The sequence below is a fragment of the Alteromonas sp. HB246098 genome, from assembly GCF_054890645.1.
In genome coordinates, this window is sequence record NZ_JBTZUG010000004.1 from 229,884 (window position 1) to 253,184 (window position 23,301).

21 protein-coding genes are annotated in these 23,301 nt (G+C 45.2%); 17 read left to right on the forward strand and 4 right to left on the reverse strand.

Going from position 1 to position 23,301, the window contains the following annotated elements:
- The first annotated feature begins 2 nt into the window (after positions 1-2).
- The 5 genes from cyoB to ppiC all read left to right on the forward strand — a co-directional run bounded on the left by cyoB (position 3) and on the right by ppiC (position 4,435).
- The gene (gene cyoB, locus ACYTPF_RS10995) at positions 3-1,991 is read left to right on the forward strand and encodes a cytochrome o ubiquinol oxidase subunit I (RefSeq protein ID WP_461852234.1); all 1,989 of its coding nucleotides are present in this window, start codon (positions 3-5) and stop codon (positions 1,989-1,991) included.
- Positions 1,988-2,605, forward strand: a complete 618-nt coding sequence (gene cyoC / locus ACYTPF_RS11000; protein WP_461852235.1) for a cytochrome o ubiquinol oxidase subunit III — start codon at positions 1,988-1,990, stop codon at positions 2,603-2,605. The genes cyoB and cyoC overlap by 4 nt, the downstream gene beginning before the upstream one ends.
- The gene (gene cyoD, locus ACYTPF_RS11005; protein ID WP_461852236.1) at positions 2,605-2,976 is read left to right on the forward strand and encodes a cytochrome o ubiquinol oxidase subunit IV; all 372 of its coding nucleotides are present in this window, start codon (positions 2,605-2,607) and stop codon (positions 2,974-2,976) included. The genes cyoC and cyoD overlap by 1 nt, the downstream gene beginning before the upstream one ends.
- Before the next feature lie 196 nt (positions 2,977-3,172).
- Positions 3,173-4,069, forward strand: coding sequence for a heme o synthase (gene cyoE / locus ACYTPF_RS11010; RefSeq protein ID WP_461852237.1), 897 nt, complete (start codon positions 3,173-3,175; stop codon positions 4,067-4,069).
- Between the two features lie 84 nt (positions 4,070-4,153).
- Positions 4,154-4,435: a peptidylprolyl isomerase PpiC gene (gene ppiC / locus ACYTPF_RS11015; RefSeq protein WP_461852238.1), complete on the forward strand. Its 282-nt coding sequence runs from the start codon at positions 4,154-4,156 to the stop codon at positions 4,433-4,435.
- A 90-nt stretch (positions 4,436-4,525) separates the two neighbouring features.
- Here the strand turns inward: ppiC and ACYTPF_RS11020 are convergent, their stop codons facing one another.
- Both ACYTPF_RS11020 and ACYTPF_RS11025 read right to left on the reverse strand, forming a co-directional pair.
- Positions 4,526-5,272 (reverse strand): hypothetical protein, encoded by a 747-nt coding sequence (locus ACYTPF_RS11020; RefSeq protein WP_461852239.1) that lies wholly within the window; start codon positions 5,270-5,272, stop codon positions 4,526-4,528.
- Positions 5,273-5,369: 97 nt separating this feature from the next.
- Positions 5,370-5,555 carry a DUF6435 family protein gene (locus tag ACYTPF_RS11025; RefSeq protein WP_461852240.1) on the reverse strand — a complete coding sequence of 62 codons (186 nt, stop codon included), beginning with the start codon at positions 5,553-5,555 and terminating at the stop codon, positions 5,370-5,372.
- Positions 5,556-6,071: 516 nt separating this feature from the next.
- Between ACYTPF_RS11025 and ACYTPF_RS11030 the strand changes: the two genes are divergently transcribed.
- The 5 genes from ACYTPF_RS11030 to speA all read left to right on the forward strand — a co-directional run bounded on the left by ACYTPF_RS11030 (position 6,072) and on the right by speA (position 11,594).
- Positions 6,072-7,229 (forward strand): NAD(P) transhydrogenase subunit alpha, encoded by a 1,158-nt coding sequence (locus tag ACYTPF_RS11030; protein ID WP_461852241.1) that lies wholly within the window; start codon positions 6,072-6,074, stop codon positions 7,227-7,229.
- A gap of 2 nt (positions 7,230-7,231) precedes the next feature.
- On the forward strand, positions 7,232-7,513 hold the full coding sequence (locus tag ACYTPF_RS11035) for an NAD(P) transhydrogenase subunit alpha part 2 (protein ID WP_014951245.1): 282 nt from the start codon (positions 7,232-7,234) through the stop codon (positions 7,511-7,513).
- A gap of 11 nt (positions 7,514-7,524) precedes the next feature.
- A complete protein-coding gene (locus ACYTPF_RS11040) occupies positions 7,525-8,913 on the forward strand; it encodes an NAD(P)(+) transhydrogenase (Re/Si-specific) subunit beta (RefSeq protein ID WP_461852242.1) in 1,389 nt (462 codons plus the stop codon).
- Positions 8,914-9,101: 188 nt separating this feature from the next.
- On the forward strand, positions 9,102-9,527 hold the full coding sequence (locus ACYTPF_RS11045) for an arginine decarboxylase (RefSeq protein ID WP_179984948.1): 426 nt from the start codon (positions 9,102-9,104) through the stop codon (positions 9,525-9,527).
- A gap of 156 nt (positions 9,528-9,683) precedes the next feature.
- The gene (gene speA / locus ACYTPF_RS11050) at positions 9,684-11,594 is read left to right on the forward strand and encodes a biosynthetic arginine decarboxylase (protein ID WP_461852243.1); all 1,911 of its coding nucleotides are present in this window, start codon (positions 9,684-9,686) and stop codon (positions 11,592-11,594) included.
- 88 nt (positions 11,595-11,682) lie between these two features.
- Here speA and ACYTPF_RS11055 read toward each other — a convergent pair whose 3' ends face one another.
- The gene (locus ACYTPF_RS11055; protein WP_179984946.1) at positions 11,683-12,831 is read right to left on the reverse strand and encodes a serine hydrolase domain-containing protein; all 1,149 of its coding nucleotides are present in this window, start codon (positions 12,829-12,831) and stop codon (positions 11,683-11,685) included.
- A 221-nt stretch (positions 12,832-13,052) separates the two neighbouring features.
- On the opposite strand from ACYTPF_RS11055, the gene ACYTPF_RS11060 reads away from it, so the two are divergent.
- From ACYTPF_RS11060 to ACYTPF_RS11070, 3 genes are read left to right on the forward strand one after another with little or no spacing between them, the layout of a single operon-like run.
- Positions 13,053-14,507, forward strand: coding sequence for a DNA-3-methyladenine glycosylase 2 family protein (locus ACYTPF_RS11060; protein WP_461852244.1), 1,455 nt, complete (start codon positions 13,053-13,055; stop codon positions 14,505-14,507).
- A 2-nt stretch (positions 14,508-14,509) separates the two neighbouring features.
- A complete protein-coding gene (locus ACYTPF_RS11065) occupies positions 14,510-15,022 on the forward strand; it encodes a methylated-DNA--[protein]-cysteine S-methyltransferase (protein WP_461852245.1) in 513 nt (170 codons plus the stop codon).
- A gap of 33 nt (positions 15,023-15,055) precedes the next feature.
- Positions 15,056-15,940 carry a DMT family transporter gene (locus tag ACYTPF_RS11070; RefSeq protein WP_461852246.1) on the forward strand — a complete coding sequence of 295 codons (885 nt, stop codon included), beginning with the start codon at positions 15,056-15,058 and terminating at the stop codon, positions 15,938-15,940.
- A 17-nt stretch (positions 15,941-15,957) separates the two neighbouring features.
- Here the strand turns inward: ACYTPF_RS11070 and ACYTPF_RS11075 are convergent, their stop codons facing one another.
- Positions 15,958-17,379, reverse strand: coding sequence for a sensor domain-containing diguanylate cyclase (locus ACYTPF_RS11075; protein WP_461852247.1), 1,422 nt, complete (start codon positions 17,377-17,379; stop codon positions 15,958-15,960).
- 232 nt (positions 17,380-17,611) lie between these two features.
- Between ACYTPF_RS11075 and glmU the strand changes: the two genes are divergently transcribed.
- The 4 genes from glmU (at position 17,612) to glmS (ending at position 23,207) form a co-directional block, all read left to right on the forward strand.
- The gene (gene glmU, locus ACYTPF_RS11080) at positions 17,612-18,970 is read left to right on the forward strand and encodes a bifunctional UDP-N-acetylglucosamine diphosphorylase/glucosamine-1-phosphate N-acetyltransferase GlmU (RefSeq protein ID WP_461852248.1); all 1,359 of its coding nucleotides are present in this window, start codon (positions 17,612-17,614) and stop codon (positions 18,968-18,970) included.
- Between the two features lie 349 nt (positions 18,971-19,319).
- Entirely contained in the window at positions 19,320-20,360 is a 1,041-nt protein-coding gene (locus tag ACYTPF_RS11085) for a Gfo/Idh/MocA family oxidoreductase (RefSeq protein ID WP_461852249.1), read from the forward strand.
- A gap of 202 nt (positions 20,361-20,562) precedes the next feature.
- Positions 20,563-21,372 (forward strand): DeoR/GlpR family DNA-binding transcription regulator, encoded by an 810-nt coding sequence (locus ACYTPF_RS11090; protein WP_461852332.1) that lies wholly within the window; start codon positions 20,563-20,565, stop codon positions 21,370-21,372.
- Positions 21,373-21,374: 2 nt separating this feature from the next.
- The gene (gene glmS, locus ACYTPF_RS11095) at positions 21,375-23,207 is read left to right on the forward strand and encodes a glutamine--fructose-6-phosphate transaminase (isomerizing) (protein WP_461852250.1); all 1,833 of its coding nucleotides are present in this window, start codon (positions 21,375-21,377) and stop codon (positions 23,205-23,207) included.
- The last annotated feature ends 94 nt before the right edge of the window (positions 23,208-23,301 follow it).

Consider the following 23,301-nt stretch of genomic DNA (forward strand, 5'->3'; position numbering starts at 1 on the left):
TCATGTCTTTTTTAGGTAAATTATCTATAGAGGCCGTGCCCTATCACGAGCCCATTATCATGGTGACACTTGCCGTAGTGGCACTGCTTGGTGTGGCTATAGCCATCGCAATCACCAAACACAAACAGTGGGGTACCCTGTGGTTTGACTGGATCACGTCTGTCGACCACAAACGTCTTGGCATTATGTACATTGTGCTAGCTATGATCATGCTGCTGCGCGGCTTTGCCGATGCCATTATGATGCGTACTCAGCTTGCAATGGCAACAAATGGTGCGCCCGGCTATCTACCGCCAGAGCACTACGACCAAATCTTCACAGCTCATGGCGTTATCATGATCATATTCATGGCGATGCCGTTCATGATTGGCTTGATGAACATCATTTTGCCTCTGCAAATTGGTGCTCGTGATGTGGCGTTTCCTTTTTTAAATAACTTAAGTTTTTGGCTAACCGCAGGTGGCGCAATTCTGGTGAATGTGTCTTTAGGGTTAGGTGAATTCGCAAAAACAGGGTGGGTTGCTTATCCGCCGCTAGCCGGGTTGGAGTTTAGTCCCGGCGTTGGCGTCGACTATTACATATGGGCCCTGCAGATATCCGGGCTCGGCACCCTGTTAACTGCCGTAAACTTCTTAGTTACCGTGTTTAAAATGCGTGCACCAGGCATGAAGTTAATGCAAATGCCTATTTTCACCTGGACCTGTACGTGGGCGAATATACTGATTGCGGCGTCGTTCCCTATTCTTACCGCTGTGTTGGCTATGCTAACCCTAGACCGCTATATGGACTTCCACTTTTTCACGAATGAAGCCGGCGGTAACTCTATGATGTATATCAACCTGTTTTGGGCGTGGGGACACCCTGAAGTTTATATTCTGGTACTGCCTGCATTTGGTATTTTCTCAGAGGTTATATCGACGTTTACCGCTAAACGTTTGTTTGGCTACAAGTCGATGGTTTACGCATCGGGCGCCATTGCCATTCTAGGCTTTATTGTGTGGCTGCATCACTTCTTTACCATGGGGTCGAGCGCCAATGTGAATGCTTTCTTCGGCATTATGACCATGGTTATTGCTATACCCACGGGTGTGAAACTATTTAACTGGCTGTTTACCATGTATCGAGGCCGTCTTGTACTAAGTGTGCCCGTGCTATGGACGTTAGGTTTTATGGTGACTTTCACCATTGGCGGTATGACAGGGGTATTACTTGCCATTCCTGGTGCTGACTACGTACTGCACAATAGCTTATTCCTTATTGCCCATTTTCATAACACCATTATTGGCGGCGCGGTGTTTGGCTACCTGGCGGGCTTTGCTTTTTGGTTCCCGAAAGCCATGGGCTTTAAGCTTGACGAAAAAACCGGAAAAGCAGCCTTTTGGTGCTGGCAAATTGGTTTCCTTTTGGCGTTCATGCCCCTTTATGTGCTTGGCTTCTTGGGTATGACACGCCGCTTAAATCACACAAACAATCCTGACTGGAATATCTGGTTATACATTGCTGCATTTGGTGCGTTTGTTATAGCAATTGGCATTTTCTTCCAGCTACTACAGCTGTTTGTAAGCTTTAAAAACAGAGAAAAGCTCAACGACACAACCGGCGATCCGTGGAATGGTCACACGCTAGAGTGGTCAACAGCGTCACCACCTCAGTTCTATAACTTTGCCAACATACCGCATGTGAAAGACATCGATGCATGGACGGATATGAAAGAACGGGGCGAGTCGTATCAACGCCCAGAGAAATACACACCTATACATATGCCCAAAAACACCTCAGCAGGTGTGTTTATGAGTATGAGTTTTACCGTTATGGGTTTCGCCCTTATTTGGCATATCTGGTGGCTAGCTATTGCTGGTTTAGTCGCAGGAATAGGGGTGTTTATAAAACGTTGTTATACCTCGGATGTTGATTACTACGTGCAGGTAGATGAGGTTGAACGAGTTGAAGCTACGCACCTAAGTGCTAATACAGTGGGAGGTCGCTCATGAGTACTATTGCATCATCAAATACAGCGCCAATGCCACATGAGCATGCACACGAAGAACACCATGAGAACAACACGGTGTTTGGTTTCTGGTTGTATTTAATGACCGACTGTTTGTTGTTTGCATCTTTTTTTGCTACCTACGCGGTGCTCTTCATGAACACGGCAGGGGGCGTGTCTGGCAAAGATATTTTTGAACTCAACTTTGTGGCTGTGGAAACCGCCGCGTTGCTTCTAAGCAGTATCACCTTTGGCTTCGCCATGATTTGCGCTCACCGACAAAATAAGTCAGGTGCACTTACTTGGCTGGCAGTGACATGGGCACTGGGAGCGTGTTTTATCGGTATGGAAGTATACGAGTTCCATCACCTTATTGTGCATGGTAACGGGCCGCAGCAAAGTGCGTTTTTAACGGCGTTTTTCTCGTTAGTTGGGCTGCACGGACTGCACGTTACAGCAGGTCTTATTTGGATGACCATCATGTTTATTGAAGTAACCCGCCGAGGTTTAGGTGAGCAAACGGTTACCCGATTAAGCTGCTTAAGTCTGTTTTGGCACTTCCTCGATATCGTGTGGATATGTGTATTTACCGTAGTGTACTTAATGGGGGCAATGTAATGGCGTTACACGATGCAAAATTAGCTTCAAATACGGACGGTCATGCTTCATCGACCCACAATAGTGATGACGCACATGGCGATGTGAAGTCTTATATTATTGGTTTCATTTTATCTGTGGTACTTACCGCTATTCCGTTTACTTTGGTGATGAATGGTGATTTTTCTAAAGTCACCACCATTTGGAGCGTGGTTACCCTGGGCTTAGTTCAAATTTGGGTGCATCTTAAATATTTCCTGCACCTTAACTTTGTAACCGAGGAAGGCAGAGCCAATACGTTCTCCTTTCTATTCAGTGCGCTCATTATTTTCATGGTGGTAGGGTTATCCGTTTGGATCATCTACGAATCGAACGCCATGATGATGTATTAGCAAATCTCTGTGTATACGTTGTCTAGCCTGACGATCATGTCAGGCTTTTCAATGTGTTTACTTCATCGCGGTCAGTACGTTAGGCCCTCATGTTTCGCCCTTCTATTGGTGCAACCTATTGGGGAGCAACATTGGGACTTCTCAGTACACCTTGATACGCGCCTAAATGAGCGCATTCTAATTTTGGATTTTACCCATGACCTCTACTTATAAACGTTACCTGTCAGTCACTAAGCCCGGCATCATAATGGGCAATGCTATTTCAGTAACGGGCGGTTTCTTGCTAGCGTCCCGTGGCGAAATAGATTATTGGTTGCTGCTTGCCACGCTTATCGGTTTGTCGCTGGTGGTGGCGTCGGGGTGCGTAATTAACAACTGCATTGACCGAGACATAGACGGAAAAATGCAGCGCACCGCAAATCGGGTTACGGTGACAGGCGAGTTGCCATTACTTACTGCGATGTTGCACGGTGCAGTGCTAGGCATCGCCGGGTTTGGTTTGTTAGCACTTTACACCAACTTTACCGCCGTATTTTTTGCCGCCTTTGGCTACGTTATTTATGTGGGTGTGTACAGCCTGTATATGAAGCGGAACTCGGTATATGGCACGTTTGTAGGCAGTCTTTCCGGTGCTGTTCCACCTGTAGTTGGTTATTGCGCGGCGAGCGGTCAATTTGATACGGCCGCAGCTATTTTGCTGGGAATGTTCAGTATTTGGCAAATGCCCCATTCTTACGCCATCGCTATCTTTAGGTATAACGACTACAAGGCGGCGGATATTCCCGTATTGCCTGTATCGCAAGGTATTGCGAAAGCAAAACGCCATATTGTTCTTCATATTGCATTATTTGCTTTAGTAGTAATGCTGCTTCCGCTTAGCGGTTATACGGGCATTGGCTTTTTAACGGTTGCTTTCGCAACTAGCCTTTGGTGGTTATTAATGGCACTGCGCGGGTACAGACCCGACATCAACGTAGAGGGCTGGGCAAAACGAGTATTTGGTTTTTCCATTGTGAATATAACGCTGTTATCTGTTGCTATGTCAGTGGACTACCACACGTCAGTGAACAGTTTGTTTGCGATAGCTTTGTAGTGCTAAAGAGCGCTTTTAGCTTACGCATAGGGATGCTCTCGTTTATAATTTCCACCTATTCATCACATGCAAATAGGCAGCACCATGGCAATGGCATCCGCACTTCACATTTTGGTAAAAACAGAGAAAGAAGCGCTTTCTATTTTAGAGCAGCTTAAAAAGGGCAAGGACTTTGCTACCATGGCGAAGCGTTATTCTAAATGTCCGTCGGGTAAGCGGGGCGGCGATCTTGGTGAATTTCGTAGGGGCCAAATGGTGAAAGCCTTCGACGATGTGGTGTTTAAAAAAGAGGTGCTTAAAGTACACGGGCCAGTGAAAACACGCTTCGGCTTCCACCTTATTAAAACGCTCTATCGTAGTAATTAAAACCGTGTTGTCCAAACCGAAAGCCGCTAACGCCGAACCAAGCCCGGCGCTTTCAACAAACTTTCAAAGTAGGGTTGGCTAATTACCTTACTAGTTTCCCGGTTCCCATTTTTCACCGCATACTGAATTTTGGGTAAATACCGCGTAAGGGCTGTTGGTGTCGTGAAGTGAATTGCGCAGTGCGGCACCGTGATCTACCGTAATAAATGGCGTATCAGGTGCCTTGCCTTGTTCATCAAGCATAAAATAGTCGCTTGTGTAGCTAGTTAGCTTCATACGGTTTTCATAACCCATATCGCTTAAGCGTACCCTGGTGATAGCTTTAAATTTAGCGTTGGGATTTGAAAGCCCCACAATTTTCTTAAAAAAGTAGCCTTTATCTGATTGGAGCTGCGAAAAGCCGTTTAAGGCGTTAATTAAGGTTTTCAAATCTACGGCTTCGCGCTGCAGCATGAAGTCGTGCTGGATGGCGTTGCCATCTTTTCTACGGCTGTCTTTCGAGGGAGTTTTGCCGGCGGTATAAGCCTGCTCTGATTCCAATGATGAAAGGTACTCTTGTCCTGCTTCTGCATAGTTAACTAGTGCGCTTGTGTTCATATTTACGTAGTAGTCGCTTATCCCAGCTGGTACAACTTCAAACAGCATGACATCAGGGGTAACTGCGCCGCGTTCCTCAGGCGTTTGAGGGCCCTTCGCTTCACATTTATCAGAAATGAAATAGTAATATTGGCCAGCCTCAATGGCGAAAGCTGCATTGGGCAGCACCGCGCAGGTGGCCAAGAACATTAGCCTGGAAGTGGACTGTTTAAATGCTGTTATAGCACTGCCTATTTGCATATCAAAACGCCTTATTGTTTGATGCATTTATATTTGAGGCGTCATTGTAAGGGCTTAAATAACAAAGGGCGAGAAAACGAGTTAAAAATGACGTTGGCTATTTTTTTGCGTTGTCTGTGCTTTCTAACCTTTCAATCTCTTTCCAAAGTGTCTCAGACTCAGCCGTTAGCAGCGAATACGTTTTGATATCGCCATTTCGTTGTGCATGCATGGCTTTTTCTAATAAGGCATCGTATTGCTTGCGCATTTTTTTCGTTGGGTTGTTTTTGAAAAGTCCAAACATGTCGAATGTCTCTTTGCTGTGGTCAGCGCTATAACGCTGCGAGGTTATGTTTCGATCACTAACCTTGATTAACAAACTTTCATAAACCCGATTCGAGCTTTCACTTTTTTACCGCGCCATTGTTCGCTTAGAAGATTTTACAAAGTGCTCTTACAGCATTCTTAAAGCAACGTTCAAAGTTTACTTTTGTGCAAAAAATGAACGCATTTTTATTTATTCATATGGTGAATGAATATTCATTGGTCGCATTTGTTAACTGTATGCCACTTCTTTATTCGTATTAGTTATTAGTCGTAAGGAAAATGTAGTAGTTAAGAATAAGTGATTAGCGTACTTTTGCTCTCTATTCGCCTAAAAATAAAGCGGTGCTGTACTAACCGGCTATCAAAAGAACAGGGCGGGTAATTAAAAATTGAATGTAATTTAGCCAGAGAATGCCAAGCATAAGCGAATTAAATGGTTATGTTGCATTTGGACAGTGTCATTCTCAAGTTGCCGAAAAGTGAGGAGGTGTGTGTGAAAATCATAATATTAAATGAAGCAAAAACGCCAGATCCCCTAAATAATGTGGAGAAGCGCTGTGCTGCTACGCCAAGCAGTGCACAGCGTCTGGTGAAGAAAGGCGCGACTTTATTGCTCGAAACCGGTGCAGGAAAGGGGGCGGGTTATTCAGATAAAGAATATCAGGACGCAGGCGTAACAATCATTAATGATGTAGATGAAGCATTATCAACAGCAGATATGCTGGTGGCGGTGAATAAACCCACCGATGCGCAGCTAGCGTTGATGAAAAAAGGGGCCATTGTGGTAGGCCATCTTGACCCTTTCTTTCAGCAACCGCTTATTGAATCTATTGCCTCAAAAGGGCTAACCGCAATTTCTGTAGAGATGATCCCCCGCTCTTCTCGCGCACAAAAAATGGATGCCTTGAGCTCTCAAGCCAGTCTTGCAGGTTACGTAATGGTGATGCAGGCCGCTAATCAGTTGCCATCAATACTCCCAATGATGATGACTCCTTCAGGCACCATAAAACCAGCAAAGGTATTTATTATTGGCGCAGGTGTAGCGGGCCTTCAGGCCATTGCAACGGCGAAACGCTTAGGGGCAAACGTGCTTGCTTACGACACCCGTGCGGTAGTGGCAGAGCAAGTAGAGTCACTAGGTGGCAAATTCCTTAAGATCGACATTGGGGAAACAGGCCAAACGAAGGACGGTTACGCAAAAGAACTGACCGAAGAACAAAAAGCGAAGCAGCAAGAAGCCCAGCGTGACGCGATTGCCGACTCTGACATTGTTATAACTACTGCTCAACTATTTGGTCGCAAACCACCAGTGCTTATCTCAAAAGATACATTAGCACTCATGAAACCGGGCAGTGTGGTTGTAGATATGGCCGCAACATCAGGTGGTAATGTTGAAGGTTCGGTTGCTGGCGAAACCGTTGAAGTTAGTGGTGTAAAAGTAATCGGCAACGGCAACTGGAGTCAGTTTGTTGCGAGAGCCGCCACCGATATGTACGCCAATAACATCTATAACCTTGTGGATGAGTTCTTTGATGATGTAACCAAAACTTTTGGGCTGAATCTGGAAGACGACATTCTAGCTGGCTGTGTAATTACCCACGACGGCAACATAACCAACGACATGCTTAACAACGCATACAAAGGAGCCTAATCATGGAAATCATTTACCTACTTTTCATCGTGCTACTGGCTGCTTTCTTGGGTTTTGAGTTAATTCGAAAAGTCCCAGCAACCTTACATACACCCTTAATGTCAGGCTCTAACGCGATATCGGGCATTACGTTAGTGGGAGCATTGGTAGCCTCGGGTAGCGACAACAATTTGCTAACGACCATTCTTGGAACCGCAGCTGTGGCGCTGGCCAGCATCAACGTGGTGGGTGGTTATCTCGTTACTGATCGCATGCTTGGCATGTTCAAGAAAAAAGATAAATAAGGAGTACGCAAGTGAGTGATATCGTAACCGTAATAAACCTTGCGTACGTAGTAGCTGCGGCACTATTTATACTAGGACTTAAGTTACTTAGCCATCCAGATACCGCGAAAAAAGGTAACTTTATTTCTGCCATTGGTATGCTGGTTGCTGTCGTCGTCACCCTGCTTGACCAGCAGATTATTAGCTATCATTACATCCTGCTAGGTTTTGTTATTGGTGGCGCCTTTGGTGCGTGGAAAGCCAAGACCGTTGAAATGACGGCAATGCCAGAAATGGTGTCTTTGTTTAACGGCTTTGGTGGGGCAGCGTCATTGCTTCTGGGTTGGGCAACATTAGCCGGAATGAGCCTAATAACACTTAAAACCGAAAGTGCATTTACTTTTATCACCCTGTTTTTCACAATTTTAGTTGGGGGAATTACGTTCTCTGGCTCGGTGGTAGCCTGGGGTAAGTTGTCAGGAAAAATGAGCTCTAAAGCGGTTATCTTCACGGGGCTTCGTGAACTAAGTATCTTGCACCTCATTGGCATGGTAGTGATTGGTTATTTCTTCACTACCGACCCAAGCAACCCTCTTTGGATTTACTGTGCAATCGCGTTGTCACTAAGCTTTGGCTTGTGGGCTACTATTTCAATTGGTGGTGCGGATATGCCAGTGGTTATCGCGTTATTAAACAGCTACTCGGGCGTTGCCGCGTCTGCTGCAGGTCTCGCTACTGGTAACACAATATTGATTGTTACTGGGCTGCTGGTTGGGGCTTCAGGCTTAATTCTTACCAATATTATGTGTAAGGCAATGAACCGTTCACTGATGAATGTGCTGTTGTCTGGCTTTGCCAAGCCGGTAGAAGCTGGCGAAAAAATAGAAGGTGAGATTAAAGTATTAGCCGCGCAAGATGCATTTTATGTATTAGAGGCCGCGCAAGCCGTACTGGTTGTGCCGGGTTACGGAATGGCGGTTGCGCAAGCGCAGCATGCTGTACGTGAGCTTCAGACGCTATTAGAAGAAAACGGCTGTACGGTTGATTATGCTATTCACGCGGTAGCAGGGCGTATGCCGGGTCACATGAACGTATTATTGGCAGAAGCCGACGTGCCTTATGACCAGCTATACGAAATGGATGACGTTAACCCGCGTATGGAAAACTATGATGTGGTTATCGTTATCGGCGCGAACGACGTGGTCAACCCAGCGGCCAAAGAAATGAAGGGCAGCCCTATTTACGGTATGCCAGTTATCGAAGCCCATCGTGCTAAAACCGTCTTTGTACTTAAACGCTCGGCTAATGCTGGCTTTGCAGGTGTAGACAACCCGCTGTTTTTTAAAGATAACACACGCATGGTGCTAGGTGATGCTAAGGACACCATCAACAGTATTATTCGTGAGTTCGGCGACGACTAATACGATGTCTATTCTCTTATAGGCAACCACTAAAAGGCCTGCGTATACGCAGGCCTTTTGTTTAAAGGTATAAAACCTGATTACAATGTACTACAACTTTAGTTGTGATTAACGGGATTCGGTTTTAGTATGTGAAGGCTATAGAAGTTGAATTCACTATTCATATAGTCATAGAGATGTACGAATAAATGTCTACGACCCCTTTTCATATTGAGCCGTTTAGAAATTGTATCTTGGTCACGCTTCGTGGCAAGTGGGATATGTCTACCAACATTCAGTATCTCGCTAAACTTTCTGACTGCTTGAAAACCCGTAAAGGTAGACCCTTCCACCTATTTGTAGACATGCGCGGTTGGCAAGTTCCCAATTCCGATACCTTCAATCAAATAAAAGCACCTATAAAGTTAGATCGGCGAAGTCAACTTAGTGAGACCTGGTTGGAAGATGACGAGACTGATGTTGAACATATCGCGCAGAAGTTTTTTAAATCGCCGCAAATTAATCTGGGATTTGAGCTTGAGCGTACTCAGAACATCTCGGAGTTTATAGCGCATTGTGAAGAAAAAGCAGACAAAATAGTTATAGACTATGTTCGAACATGGATAGGCACATAAAAGTTAGCGTTCGATAAACAAAATTAGTCGCGACAATAGATATTTTACATCGCAACAATACTCGCGTTCAGCCTTGTGTTGTCTATAATACGCGGCTTATTTTCGCACTTACTTTGCTAGGTATAAACCTAGCCCACTTACACATAGGTGAATAAATTGTCAGATTGGAGCATCGAAGAAGCGGAGCGCGTCTATGGCGTGTCTCAATGGGGTGGTGGCTATTTTCAAATTGGTGAAAATGGCAATGTCCATATTACCCCTGTTCCTGAAGATCCTAGCATTCGAATCGACTTTAATTCGGTAATAGAAGATATCCGCAAAGAGGGCGTACAGTTCCCTGTTGTTGTGCGTTTCCACGACATTTTGCGCTCGCAAGTTGCTGGTTTGAACAAAGCTTTCAGAAGCTCAATCGAAGAAGCCGAATATAAAGGCCAGTACCAAGGTGTGTATCCGGTAAAAGTTAACCAAATGCGTGAAGTGGTTGAAGAAATTGTTGATGCAGGTAAGCCTTACAATTACGGCTTAGAGGCAGGTTCGAAAGCTGAGCTGCTAACTGTGTTAGCCATGAATACCAATGAAGAATCGCTGACTATTTTAAATGGTTATAAAGACGACGAAGTTATGCGTCTTGCGCTGTTAGGCAGAAAGCTGGGACGCCGCGTTGTGGTAGTGGTTGAAAAGTACACTGAGCTTCTTCTTCTTGTGAAAATAGCGAAAGAGTTGGAAATTGACCCTATCATCGGTGTGCGCTCTAAAATGACGGTGAAAGGTCGTGGTAAGTGGGAAAGCTCCGGTGGCGAACGTGCGAAATTCGGCTTAACCATTACTGAGATAATTAACGCAGCTCGCTACCTTGAAGAGCAAGGTATGGCGCACTGCTTGAAGCTACTTCATTTCCATATTGGCAGCCAGTTAACTGACATTCGTGCAGTTAAAGAAGCCGTAACTGAGGGGGCGCGTATTTATGCCGATCTTCATAAAATGGGCTTCGCGCTAGACTATGTTGATGTAGGCGGTGGTCTTGGTATCGACTACGACGGCAGTAACTCAACCAATGAGTCTTCGCGTAACTACAGCATGCAAGAATATGTTGCTGACGTTGTCTATGGCATGAAGGAAATGTGCGACCTTGAAGGCGTACCGCATCCTCATCTTGTAAGTGAAAGCGGGCGTGCGATCACCGCTCACCACAGCTGCGTTATCACAGAAATTGTGGGCGAGATTAAGTCCAATGCATCGCACATGGACACTTCGGCAAAAGAAGGCGAGCACTTCTTTTTGAAAAACATGCGTGAACTTGCCGATACGTTTGATGAACAAACCAATATGCACGAGATTTACAACGATGCTTCTCAGTATAAAGAGCAAGCGCTCGATGCATTTAAGCTGCGCGTACTTACGTTAGAAGAGTTAGGCAAAATAGAAACTCTTTACTGGGATATCATGGGTCGCTTACAAAAGTGGTATCGCAACGAAGAATATGTACCAGAAGAGCTACAAGAGCTAGACTACAGCTTGTCGTCTCAGTATCTATGTAATTTCTCTGTGTTTCAGTCGGCTGCAGATACGTGGGCTATCGACCAGCTTCTGCCAGTAGTGCCACTTATACGCATGAACGAAGAACCCACGGTTAATTGCTCGCTAGTGGATATAACCTGTGATAGCGACGGGAAAATTGACCAGTTTACTATTGGTCGTGAGATCACTGATGTACTGCCTATGCACCCACTTAAGAAAGACGAGCCTTACTATATTGGTTTGTTTTTAACTGGCGCATATCAAGACGTAATGGGTGATATGCACAACCTATTTGGCCGTTTAAATGAAGTGCATATTTACAGCTACGATGACGATCCGGAAGATTTCTATATTGAAGAAGTGGTGAAAGGTTCGTCGGTAGAAGATGTGCTCAACGTTATGCAATATAACCCGCGTGCAATGGCATCTGATGTTAAGCGCATGATAGACAAGCACGTGTGGGACGGGAACTTAAACCCTCGTGAGGGTGTTCGCTGGACTGATTTCTACGAGAAGTGCTTAGCGGGTTACACTTACCTTAAGCAATAAGGTGCGATAGTGAATAATCTAGAGCCTGCTATTTCTTAATATATAAATATCACTTAAGTTTCTCAGGTTCATAAAGCCGATGCCGCTACTACTTAGCTGCGTCGGCTTTTTTCAAATAGCGCTTCCAAAGTTCCGCTGTTGTAGAGTTAATCATGTTCGACTCTGCGTTCATCAGCATCACATAGCCTACTTTCCTCTCGGGCATAAACGCCACGTCGGCGCGATAGCCTTTTACCCAGCCGCCATGATAGTTAAGCTGCACGCCATTTAAGTCATAAATACGCCAACCCAAACCATAATGCGCATCGTCTATCATCCCGCGCCAGCCCCTGCGGTAGGTTTCACGCTTGGTTCTGACGCGTTTTGTTGTGACATAATCTACCATTTCATCAGAAATCACCGTTGGGAATTCGCCAAGTAGCGCCTGCAAATAAATGGTCATATCTGAAATGCTGGCATTTACACCTGCAGCGGGAGAAAAGCGGTAGTAGTTGCTTTCAACTTTGCCTTCACGCCATTTATTTCTAGCAATAGCGATGTGTGGTTGTGCCCATGACTGTGATGCAAGCAACCCACCTTTACCGACGCTGGCGGTCTTCATGCCTAATGGCGAGAAAAGGTTTGCCTGAAGCTGGCGTGAGTACGAGGTATTATTGTTGCTAAAGTAGTACTCTAACGCCCCGAAAAGTGCATTTTGATAGGTGTAACATTCGCCAGGTGCACACAAGGGCTCAAGCTCACCAAGGGATTTTAATACGCGCTCTAACGAATAGTCGGCTTCAATCAGGTTGTCGTAGGCGTTTGGCATAAAGCCACTGGATTGCCCTACAATATGTTGCAGCTGCAGCGCGCCCATTCCTTTTCCTGTAAAAGGAATGTCGGGCAATAAAGTAGAGATAGGGGTCTCCCAGCTAAGCTGATTTTTCTCTACAAGCTTGGCAGATAGAAGGGCAGTGAAGGTTTTTGAAACAGAGGCTAGCCTGAATACTGTATCTTCGGTAACGCTCTTCCCGCCTTTTTTACGGGTTTTTCCGTAAACGTAAACCCGCGGCGCTTTTCCCTGTTCGTAAAACACAAATGCATAACCAGGGACATTGTATTTTAACGCTTCTTTTTTAACGTGTTTTGCGTAGTCATCTAACCAATCTGCAGAAGCACTTTGCGTTATGACCATGAGTGTTGCAAATAGCCATAGTGGAGCCAGGCTCAGTAGTGAGAAGCGCGAAGAGTTCAGCATATAGTCAGCTCATTGTGCCTGTGACTTCAATGTTACTTCACAGGGCGTTCATTATTATTATCTCGTTATTATGCGTTTAGCCGCATCAATGATCAAATGTCGCTAATTATACTCACTGATACTACCCCTGATTTTATAGAGTACCGATTTTGTCGCACTTAAAAATAAAGACACGATACACTATGCTCTGGTAACGATTTAAGGGCGAGCGCTGCATACTTATGTTAGATAACGATGTTGTGCAAGATGAAGAGGCTTCAGAAAGCGAAGGGTTAGGTCAGTCTGTGTTCTCCAAGGCGAGGCTTAGCAGAGATCCGCGGTTTGACGGTCGATTTTTCGTTGCAGTAAAAACCACGGGCATTTTTTGCAGACCGATTTGCCCAGCGCGCTTGCCTAAAGAAGAGAATGTTACTTATTTCGAACATGCGACTCAGGCTATGGCGCAAGGCTATCGTCCTTGTTTTCGGTGTCGACCCGACAGCGCGCCTCGTTCTGCGGCTTGGAAAGGCGTGGGCGCATCAGTAAGTCGAGCGCTATCGCTATTATCTGCCATTCCTATAGAGAGTGTGGCAGATATTGCCTGCCGGTTAGGAATAAGTGAACGCTACCTAAATAAGCTGGTCGTTAATGCGGTAGGCATATCGCCTAAACAGTTTCAAAATATGCAGCGCGCTTTGTTTGCAAAACAGCTTATTCAACAAACTTCTTTGCCTATGACGGATGTATCTGTAACCGCAGGTTATCAGTCGCTTAGGCAATTGCAGCGAGCTGTAGAACAATATTGCGGAACCTCGCCGACACAGCTAAGAAAAAAACAAGGCGCTGAACAAAAGTCCATATCCCTGTTTCTTGCTTATCGCCCTCCGTATAACTGGCCCTATGTACGTGATTTTTTAGCTGCGCGCGCCATTGAGGGAATGGAGCTAGTTACAGAAAACAGTTATCAGCGTTACTTTTCAAGTCATTCCAGTGCTGGTGTCTTCAAAGCAGAACATGATCACGCGCGCAACGGCTTCAATGTTCACATTGATATGGCGGATTTACGCGCTCTTCATACCGTAATAGAAAACATCAAGCTGGTTCTAGACCTTCACGCCGACCCATTATTGATAGAACAAAGCTTAATGCACGCAGGGCTGTCACAAAAGCAGCTAACATCAGGTCTACGCCTTCCTAGCGCGTGCAGTGTATTTGAAAGCGGTTGCCGCGCTATTGTCGGGCAGCAAGTCAGTGTAAAAGCGGCTATTGGACAAGTAACGCTACTTGTACACCAGTTAGGTGAAAGGGTATCAAGCGTAATATCTTCACACGACTTTAATACCGAGGTAAGTGAGCGCTATAGTTTTCCGGCACCAGAAACTGTCGCGGACAATAACCTAGAGTTTTTGCGTATGCCTCAGGCGCGAAAAAACGCGTTGCGCAGCTTTGCACAATTATTTGTTGGCGATAGCATGCCAGCCCATGAAGATATACTTGCAATTAAGGGCGTGGGGCCCTGGACATTAGATTATTTAAAGATGCGTGGCGAGAGAAACCCAGATATTTATCTTGGGGGCGATTTAATTGTTCGTAAAGTGGCGCAGCAGTATCCGATTGAGCCTGATAAGGCCGCGCCATGGCGCAGCTATTTAACCCTTCAGCTTTGGCAACTTAGCAACCAGCAAAAAGAGTCTTAACCATGATATACACAGGTTTCGTAAATAGTGTACAAGGCCCAGTCAAAGTAGAAGCGACTGATGAGGGAGTAACGGCCATTGCGTTTTTAAGCTCAGATGAAGCTGAGCAATACAACGCTCTTGGTGATGAAGTTTACGCCCATACGCATTCATGCACTAACGCAATTACCGATGAAGGGTGTCGTCAGCTTAAGGCGTACTTCAATGGGCAGCTTCAGAAATTCGATTTACCGCTTATTCCTAAAGGCACCGTGTTTCAGAACCAAGTATGGCAGGCTTTACAGCAAGTAAAGTACGGTGAAACGGCCAGTTATTTAGATATTGCGAAGGCAATAGGCAACCCAAAAGCCGTTAGGGCCGTGGGTATGGCAAATGGTCGTAACCCTATTGCTATTGTCGTACCTTGCCATCGTATAATTGGCAGTAATAAAACCCTAACGGGATACGCGGGTGGTTTACCGCGTAAGCAGTATTTACTTAATTTAGAGGGAGCCCAGGGGGTGTTGTGGTCATAAAAAAATGGGTCATGAGAAAATGGTGATTAAAAAATGGCAATAAGAGACATTATTTCACTGTTGGTATTAGCAGGGATATGGGGCGGTTCGTTTATTTTTATGCGTGTTGCGGCACCAGAGTTTGGCATTTATGTGCTGGTGGCAATTCGTACCTTGCTAGCAACGGCAGTGCTATTTCCTCTGCTGTTATTGCGCGGCTCGATTAAAGATATTAAGCATCACTGGCTTGCCATAGCGTTAGTAGGGTTGGCAAACACCGCCGTCCCTTTTGTACTTTTTAATTACAGCAGTCTGCACTTAGAGGCAGGTGTTAACGCTATTTTGAATGCTACTGCACCCATGTTTGGGGCTATCGTTGCTTGGCTCTGGCTGGGCGATAGACTAACAAAGTCAGCAATTATTGGGCTTTTTGTTGGTTTTGTCGGCGTTACCGTTATTAGTCAGCAAAAGCTTGGCGAAGGCGATATTAGCTTCCTACCTATTTTAACTGCGCTTTTAGCTACTACAGGCTACGGAATTGCTGCGTGCATGATGAAAAAATGGCTACAAGGGGTTAAGCCTTTAGTTGTGGCCACAGGCAGTCAAGCTATGGCCAGCATTATGTTGGCACCTTTTGCACTTGCAACTCTGCCAGACACAATGCCAAGCGTTAATGCATGGGTAAACGCTGTGGCGCTAGCCGTCGGTGGTACCGGTATCGCGTATATCTTGTATTTCAAACTTATCGCCGATATTGGCCCGGCAAAGGCAATAACCGTCGCCTACTTAGTGCCGCTATTCGGTATTATTTGGGGCGTACTTTTCTTGCAGGAGCATTTGTCAGCTCAAACCATAGTGGGGGGCTTAATGATTTTGTTTGGTGTTGCGCTAACCACAGGCGTTCTCAAACGAAAACGCCTTAAAGTTAAACCTGCTTAAATCGAAGTTTGCTTGGGCTAGTCTATCAGCTGCATTCTTACTAAATTGCTGCCGTCGCGCTTAGCTTGATAAAGCGCGTCTTCAGCATACGCGGTTACTTCGTGCATAGCGCGAGTTGACGCAGTATATGAAATGCCAATAGAAGCGGTAATTACTACCTCGGGTAAATCTTGCAGAGGAGGAAGTGTAGCGATGCCATGGCGAAGGTTTTGCGCCATGTCAAATGCCACATGAGGGCCAGTGTGAGGCAATAGAATAATAAACTCAGCGCTACTCCATCTACCGACTACATCCTGTTCGCGCATGTTCTCAGCTAAGTAAGATACCACTTTATCTAGAATGTCATCACCCGCGTTACGTCCATGGGCGTCAACAATTTCTGAAAGTTCATCAACACTGACTAACATAATGCTTAGCGATTTGTGCTCGGCCAGTAGCGTTTTATAAATAAGCTGTAAATTATCCTTTTCAGGCAGACGGTTGCTGTGGCGTACCACTAAGTCTGGCTGCATATCTTTTCTGAAATAATACAGAAGATTGTAAATCAACAAGAACAGTGAGAATACAACAACAAGTAGTGTTACCACGCTAAAGATAAACGCTTGAGAAATTTCTGCTTGGCGGTCTTCTAGCGGGCTTAAAAGAAATACGGTCCACCCGAATTGATTCAGCTTAACTTCGGCAATAAGAAAGTCTTTTTGGTCGATAGTGACTAACTTATTATTCAAGGCTTGCTCGCTTTGAATAGTCATGGGGAGACTGGCATACCAAGGGAGCTCTGATAAGTTAGTAAAATCAGAATAAGAGGCAATAAGGCTTGGGTCTGAAGACAACATAATGTCACCCTCGCCATCTACAAATAAGAAGTCATAGCCGTATTCTTGTTTGTAGGTATCAAATACTTCAATAAAGCTGCGTAAGCTTTTTCCTACACCAAAAAAGCCTAAAAAGCGGCCATCTTCATCGTGAATTTTTATATCGATATAAAAATGCGTGTCCTCCCATTTGCCAATATCGGCAACGGCATCGACGGGGTAATCACGATATTTAAAGTACCAACTCACTTCACCTTCAATAAGGTTAATAATGCTGCCATCAGAATTGTATTGCTTTCTGTCTGCTTCGCTGGCTATAAAAAAAGACAATCCGAATTCATTTTCAAGACGATCCAATGTTTTGAAAACGGCTTCTTGATCTACAGTCTCTCCATCCATTAAGTCTACTAGTTCGGTAGAGTGGCCGAGTGCTTCAGAAATATGCAGTGGCTTAAGAAGTTGCTCGACGATAAGCGAAATAGCAGGCGACAATGACTGTTGCTGCGCTCGACTTTGTTCGGCAACGATTTTTGAAATACTGAAATGAACCAGTGTTACTATGGCGATAACCACTACCGCAAATAACACTAGAATACTTCTATGTAGTGTACGAAATGTGTTCACAGACTGCGCATGCTCCCTTGCCTGGCTGAACCTTACCTAGTTGACAAGTATACCTGTTGCAATAATGAACTACTAGGCGATTTATCTTAACTTAGACTAAATAACGAAGAGCGAAAGCGCAATGCAAAGTCGTCCGGTCAGAACTCGAAATGAAGATATCGCTGACATATTATTGTCCCTTAGTTACACTATGCTCCGTTTTTTCATTCTCTTTGCGAAATAAAGGAATTATATGGCTTTCTCAGTGGTTGTCTTAGCAGCGGGTAAAGGTACCCGTATGAAGTCGTCGTTGCCAAAGGTATTACATAAAGTGGGTGGCGTACCTATGGTGCAGCGAATTATCAACACCGTAAAATCACTGGGTGCGGATAATATTCATTTGGTCTACGGTCATGGCGGTGACCAGCTAAAGGAAACGATAGCTGAAGATAATTTAAATTGGTGCTTACAGGCCGAACAGTTAGGAACAGGCCACGCTGTTCAACAAGCAGCTCCTCATATTAAAGACGATGAAGATGTACTTGTTCTTGTTGGCGACGCACCACTTATTCGCGAAGAAACATTGAGCGCATTAAAAGCAGCGAAGGAAAGCTGTGACTTAGCCTTGTTGACCGTGAATTTAGAGGACCCAACAGGTATGGGCCGCATTATTCGCGAAAATGACAATATTACTGCGATAGTTGAGCACAAAGACGCTACAGAAGCACAGCGTGAAATTAAAGAAATCAATACCGGCATGATGATGATGTCTGGCAAAGATCTCAAACGTTGGCTGGGCGAGTTAAGCAACGACAATGCACAGGGCGAATATTACCTTACTGATGTTATTGCAATGGCTGCCGATGAAGGCAAGCGCATTCAGTCTGCTCAGCCGCAGTCGGCTGTAGAAGTGGAAGGCGTAAATAACCGTTTGCAGCTAGCTAACTTAGAGCGAGCGCTTCAACACCGACAAGCCGACGAGCTAATGACGAAAGGGGTTACCTTGTTGGATCCTGCTCGTTTCGATTTACGCGGCCAGCTAGAAACTGGTAATGACGTGATTATCGACGTTAATGTGATTATTGAAGGTAAGGTTACGATAGGCAGTAACGTTACTATTGGCGCTAACTGTATCCTGCGAAACTGTACCATTGCCGATAACGCCGTGATTGAAGCAAATTCTATTGTTGAAGAAGCCAGTGTTGGTGAAGCTTGTACAGTTGGCCCTTACGCAAGATTGCGCCCTGGTGCAGTAATGCAGAAAAATGCCAAAGTGGGTAATTTTGTAGAGATGAAGAAGGCCACGTTGGGTGAAGGTGCCAAAGCGAACCATCTAACCTATTTAGGCGATGCAGAAGTTGGTGCCAAAGCGAACATTGGCGCAGGTACAATTACCTGTAACTATGATGGCGTGAATAAGTCAAAAACCGTGATAGGCGAAAACGCTTTTATCGGCTCCAACTCATCACTTGTTGCGCCAGTGAACATTGGTAATGGCGCCACTGTGGGGGCAGGCTCAGTAATTACGTCAACAGTAGACGATAACGCACTAGCCGTTGCCCGTGGAAAACAGCGCAACATTCAAAATTGGCCGCGACCGACTAAGAAATAAAAGCAAATCTTGGTAAAAGGCTGCTAACAGCACTTAAGCACTAGGGCTGGCAAATACAAACCGTTATTTGCTAGCCCAGTACCTTAGTCGTTTTACCAAAAAACTTTACCTGTGAAACGCACGACTGTTGTAAGCCTTTGGTGTAGGAGATTAAAGCAAACATCTAGCGCTAGGTTTTAGCGCAAGGTTCTAGCACTAGCATTTAGCGCGTCGTCGCAAGGTTAACTATTTTAGTTAACCTTCCCACTTCAAGTTTTTCAAATAATGGACCATCCGACATTTTCACTAACTATATTTGCTGATAGTGTGTGTTCACTTACCCTAAAATAACTAATTTCATGGAGCTGCTATGATATCTACCTTACTCGTCGGCTTTGGGTTTTCAGCCACTACGTTCCATTTACCATTTCTAAATTACCTTCCGCAGTTCTCGGTAGATGTGGTTATTTCATCAAAACCCGATGTGGTTAAGGCGCTCTTACCTGAAGCCGAAGTGTACAGCTCGTTAGAAGAAGCGTTAAAAATTCACGATGTAGACTTGGTGGTTATTACAACGCCGAACCATCTTCATTGTCCGCAAGCTAAATTGGCACTAGAGCACAGCTGCCATGTGTTGGTAGAAAAGCCATTCACACTGGATAGCGAAGAAGCAGAAGCGCTGGTAGCGCTTGCAAACGGCCAGAACAAACAGCTTTGTGTATATCAAAACAGGCGCTTTGATGGCGATTTTCTTACAATTAAAAAGCTTATCGACGACGGTGTAATAGGTGAGATTAAACGCTTGGAAAGCCGTTTTGATCGTTTTCGCCCAGTACCTCGTGATAGATGGCGTGAAAACGAAGGCCCCGGCAGCGGTATCTTCTGGGATTTAGGGCCGCATTTAATAGACCAAGCATTGCAGCTTTTTGGCAACCCGAAAGCCGTGTCTGCAAATATAATGACGTTACGTGAAAACGGGCAATCAAATGACACCTTTGATATCACGCTTCACTATTGCGATAAGGTTATAAAATTGGGTAGCTCGGCTTTTCAGGCGAGCGCAACCATGCGCTACGACCTACAAGGCACAAAAGGTAGCTTTCGAAAGTTTTATCTGGACCCACAAGAAAACCAATTACGAGCGGGATTGTCTTTTGACGATGCAAGCTGGGCAATAACCAGTGATAAAGAACATGGCGTGCTATCGGTGGTAAGCGAGAGTGGCGAGTTGCTGGAAGAAACTATCGAAACACGTAAGGGTGAATACCTAACGTTTTTCAATCGTCTTGCTCACGCCATTGAAGACGGTAAGTTCTCGCCAGCTAATGCAAGCACAGTCGTACCTGTTATCAAGGTCATTGAATTAGCTATACAAGCAAGTGAGCAGAAGCAAACGCTGTCGTTTAATTAAACAAACTCTCTTGATCAAAGTTTCAATTTAACTTACGATGCTTTCAATTTGTAATCTATAGCTTTCGTTTTGAAAGTTATGGGTTGTGAGAAGCGTATTATTTACGAAATACTCATGAAGCTAACGCGCCGGCGTGTTTGTACAGCAAGCTCCAAAAGCGCTGGCAAGCGCTAAAGTAATTCGTAAAGCCATTGAGGTTATATTGAAAAGTAGTCAATCAGTTGAACGGCGCCGCCAACAGATAGTGGCGTGGGTGAAAGAACACGGTCAGTCACAAGTTGAAGATTTGGCCGTGCGTTTTGCTACCTCTGAAGTCACCATAAGAAAAGATCTTGCTGCCCTTTCTCATCAAGGTTTGCTTATTCGCCAGTTTGGTGGCGCAGTGCCTGTGCCATCAATAGCCTTAGATACTCACTCTTCTCAATCCATCACTAATGAAGCTTACTCAAGCCAGACGGCTAGCCCAATAATTAAAGCAATTGGTCAGTGTGCGGCAGGTTTAGTTAAACCGGGCAATAAGATAGTTATAGATTGCGGCTCAACTACTGCCTCAGTCTTGCCTTACCTATCGGATATTGATGACTTAGTGGTAATGACCAATACGCTATCCACTGCCAATTATCTTACCCAAAGTGCTAAAGAGCCTACGGTATTGATGGTGGGAGGGACATGGGATGCCCAGTCTCAGTCGTTCCAAGGTGCAATGGCTGAACAGTTAGTTAGCGCCTATAGTTTTGACATTGCGTTTATTGGTGCAGCGGGCATTGATGTAAACAGAGGCACTACCACCTTTAACGAACTTATTGGTGTGACCCGGGCCATGGCCGAGGCTGCAACAAAGGTGGCGGTATTAGCCAGCTCAAAAAAATTAACGCATAAAATGCCTAACCTAGAGCTGAGCTGGAAAAACATTTCTGTTTTGATTACTGATGAAGGCATTAGTGATGAAGACAAACTTAATATTGAAAATCAGGGCGTGACCGTGCTTATTGCAGCGCCGAGTGGAGAATAATTATGTGTGGAATTGTTGGCGCTGTTGCTGAACGTAACGTGGTAGAAATTCTTCTAGAAGGATTAAAAAGACTAGAATATCGCGGCTATGATTCAGCTGGTGTAGCGCTGTTGCAAAACGACGGTACGCTTACCCGTATTCGTCGTACAGGTAAAGTACAAGAGCTGGCTGACGCAGTAGCAGCAGGCGAAGCCTTAGGTACTACAGGAATTGCACATACCCGATGGGCAACCCATGGTGGCGTAACTGAAGCGAATGCTCACCCGCACTTTTCAACCGAGCGCGTAGCCGTTGTTCACAACGGTATTATTGAAAACTACGTAAATCTAAAAGCTCAGCTAAAAGAAAAGGGCTACACCTTTACCAGCGACACTGACACTGAAACCATTGCTCATACTGTGCACGAAGAACTAAAGTCGGGCAAAGCTCTGCTTGAAGCAGTGCAAAGTGCGGTTAAAACTTTTCACGGCGCTTATGGCACCGTCATCATGGATAAAGAAGACCCAAGCCGCGTAGTGGTTGCACGCTCAGGCAGCCCGCTAGTTATAGGTTTAGGACTTGGCGAGAACTTTATTGCATCAGATCAAATGGCACTTCTGCCAGTGACACGCCGCTTTATCTTTTTAGAAGAAGGCGATGTAGCAGAGATTACGCGTCGCGACGTTAAGATCTTTGATAAAGACGGTAACGCCGTCGAGCGTGAAGTGATTGAGTCAAACGTAGAGCACGATGCGGGTGACAAAGCGGGTTATCGCCACTACATGCTTAAAGAAATACACGAACAGCCAACGGTTGTGCGCAACGCGCTTAAAGATCGTATTGATGAAAACGGTCTTACCGCAGACGTATTTGGTGAAGGTGCTGATGAAATATTTAAAAAGGTTAAACACGTTCAAATTATTGCCTGTGGTACTAGTTACCACGCTGGAATGACGGCGCGCTACTGGCTAGAGCAGTACGCCAATGTGTCGTGTAGCGTAGAAATTGCATCAGAGTTTCGTTATCGCAAGTCAGTGGTTCACCCAAACAGCCTGCTTATTACGATTTCTCAATCAGGCGAGACAGCCGATACGCTAGCCGCACTTCGCTTAGCCAAAGAGCTTGGCTATATGTCTAGTTTGACCATTTGTAACGTTCAGGGCTCGTCGTTGGTACGCGAATCTGACCTAGCATTTATGACCCGCGCTGGCGCGGAAATTGGGGTAGCGTCTACCAAAGCCTTCACTACCCAGCTTGCTGCTTTCCTTATGCTAACCCTTGCATTAGGCAAAGAGAATGGTATGACCGAGGCCGACAGCAAGGCCATAGTATCTGCGCTTCACAGCTTGCCTGCCAAGCTTGAAGAGACCTTAGCTATTACTGGCGGCATCGAAGATTTAGCTGAAGAATTTGCAGATAAGAACCACAGTTTGTTTCTAGGTCGTGGCGATCAATATCCTATCGCCATGGAGGGAGCGCTTAAGCTTAAAGAGATTTCTTACATTCACGCCGAAGCCTATGCGTCTGGTGAATTGAAACACGGTCCGCTTGCGCTAATCGATGATGAAATGCCGGTAATTGTGGTGGCACCCAATAACGAACTGCTTGAAAAACTAAAATCGAACGTTGAAGAAGTGCGCGCCCGTGGCGGTATCATGTATGTATTTGCTGATAAAGATGCCGCGTTTGCAGGGGATGAAACCATGCGTGTTATTGACGTACCGCACTGCGACGAGCCAATTGCACCTATCATTTATACCTTGCCGCTACAGCTATTGAGCTACTATGTAGCGTTAATCAAAGGTACGGACGTTGACCAGCCTAGAAACTTGGCAAAGTCGGTTACAGTGGAATAGTTCAACGCTGTTAAAGCAACTTTAATGTTAGAGCATATTATATTTGGTACTAGACATATTATATTTGGTAACAAATAAAAATTCAGTATTAAAT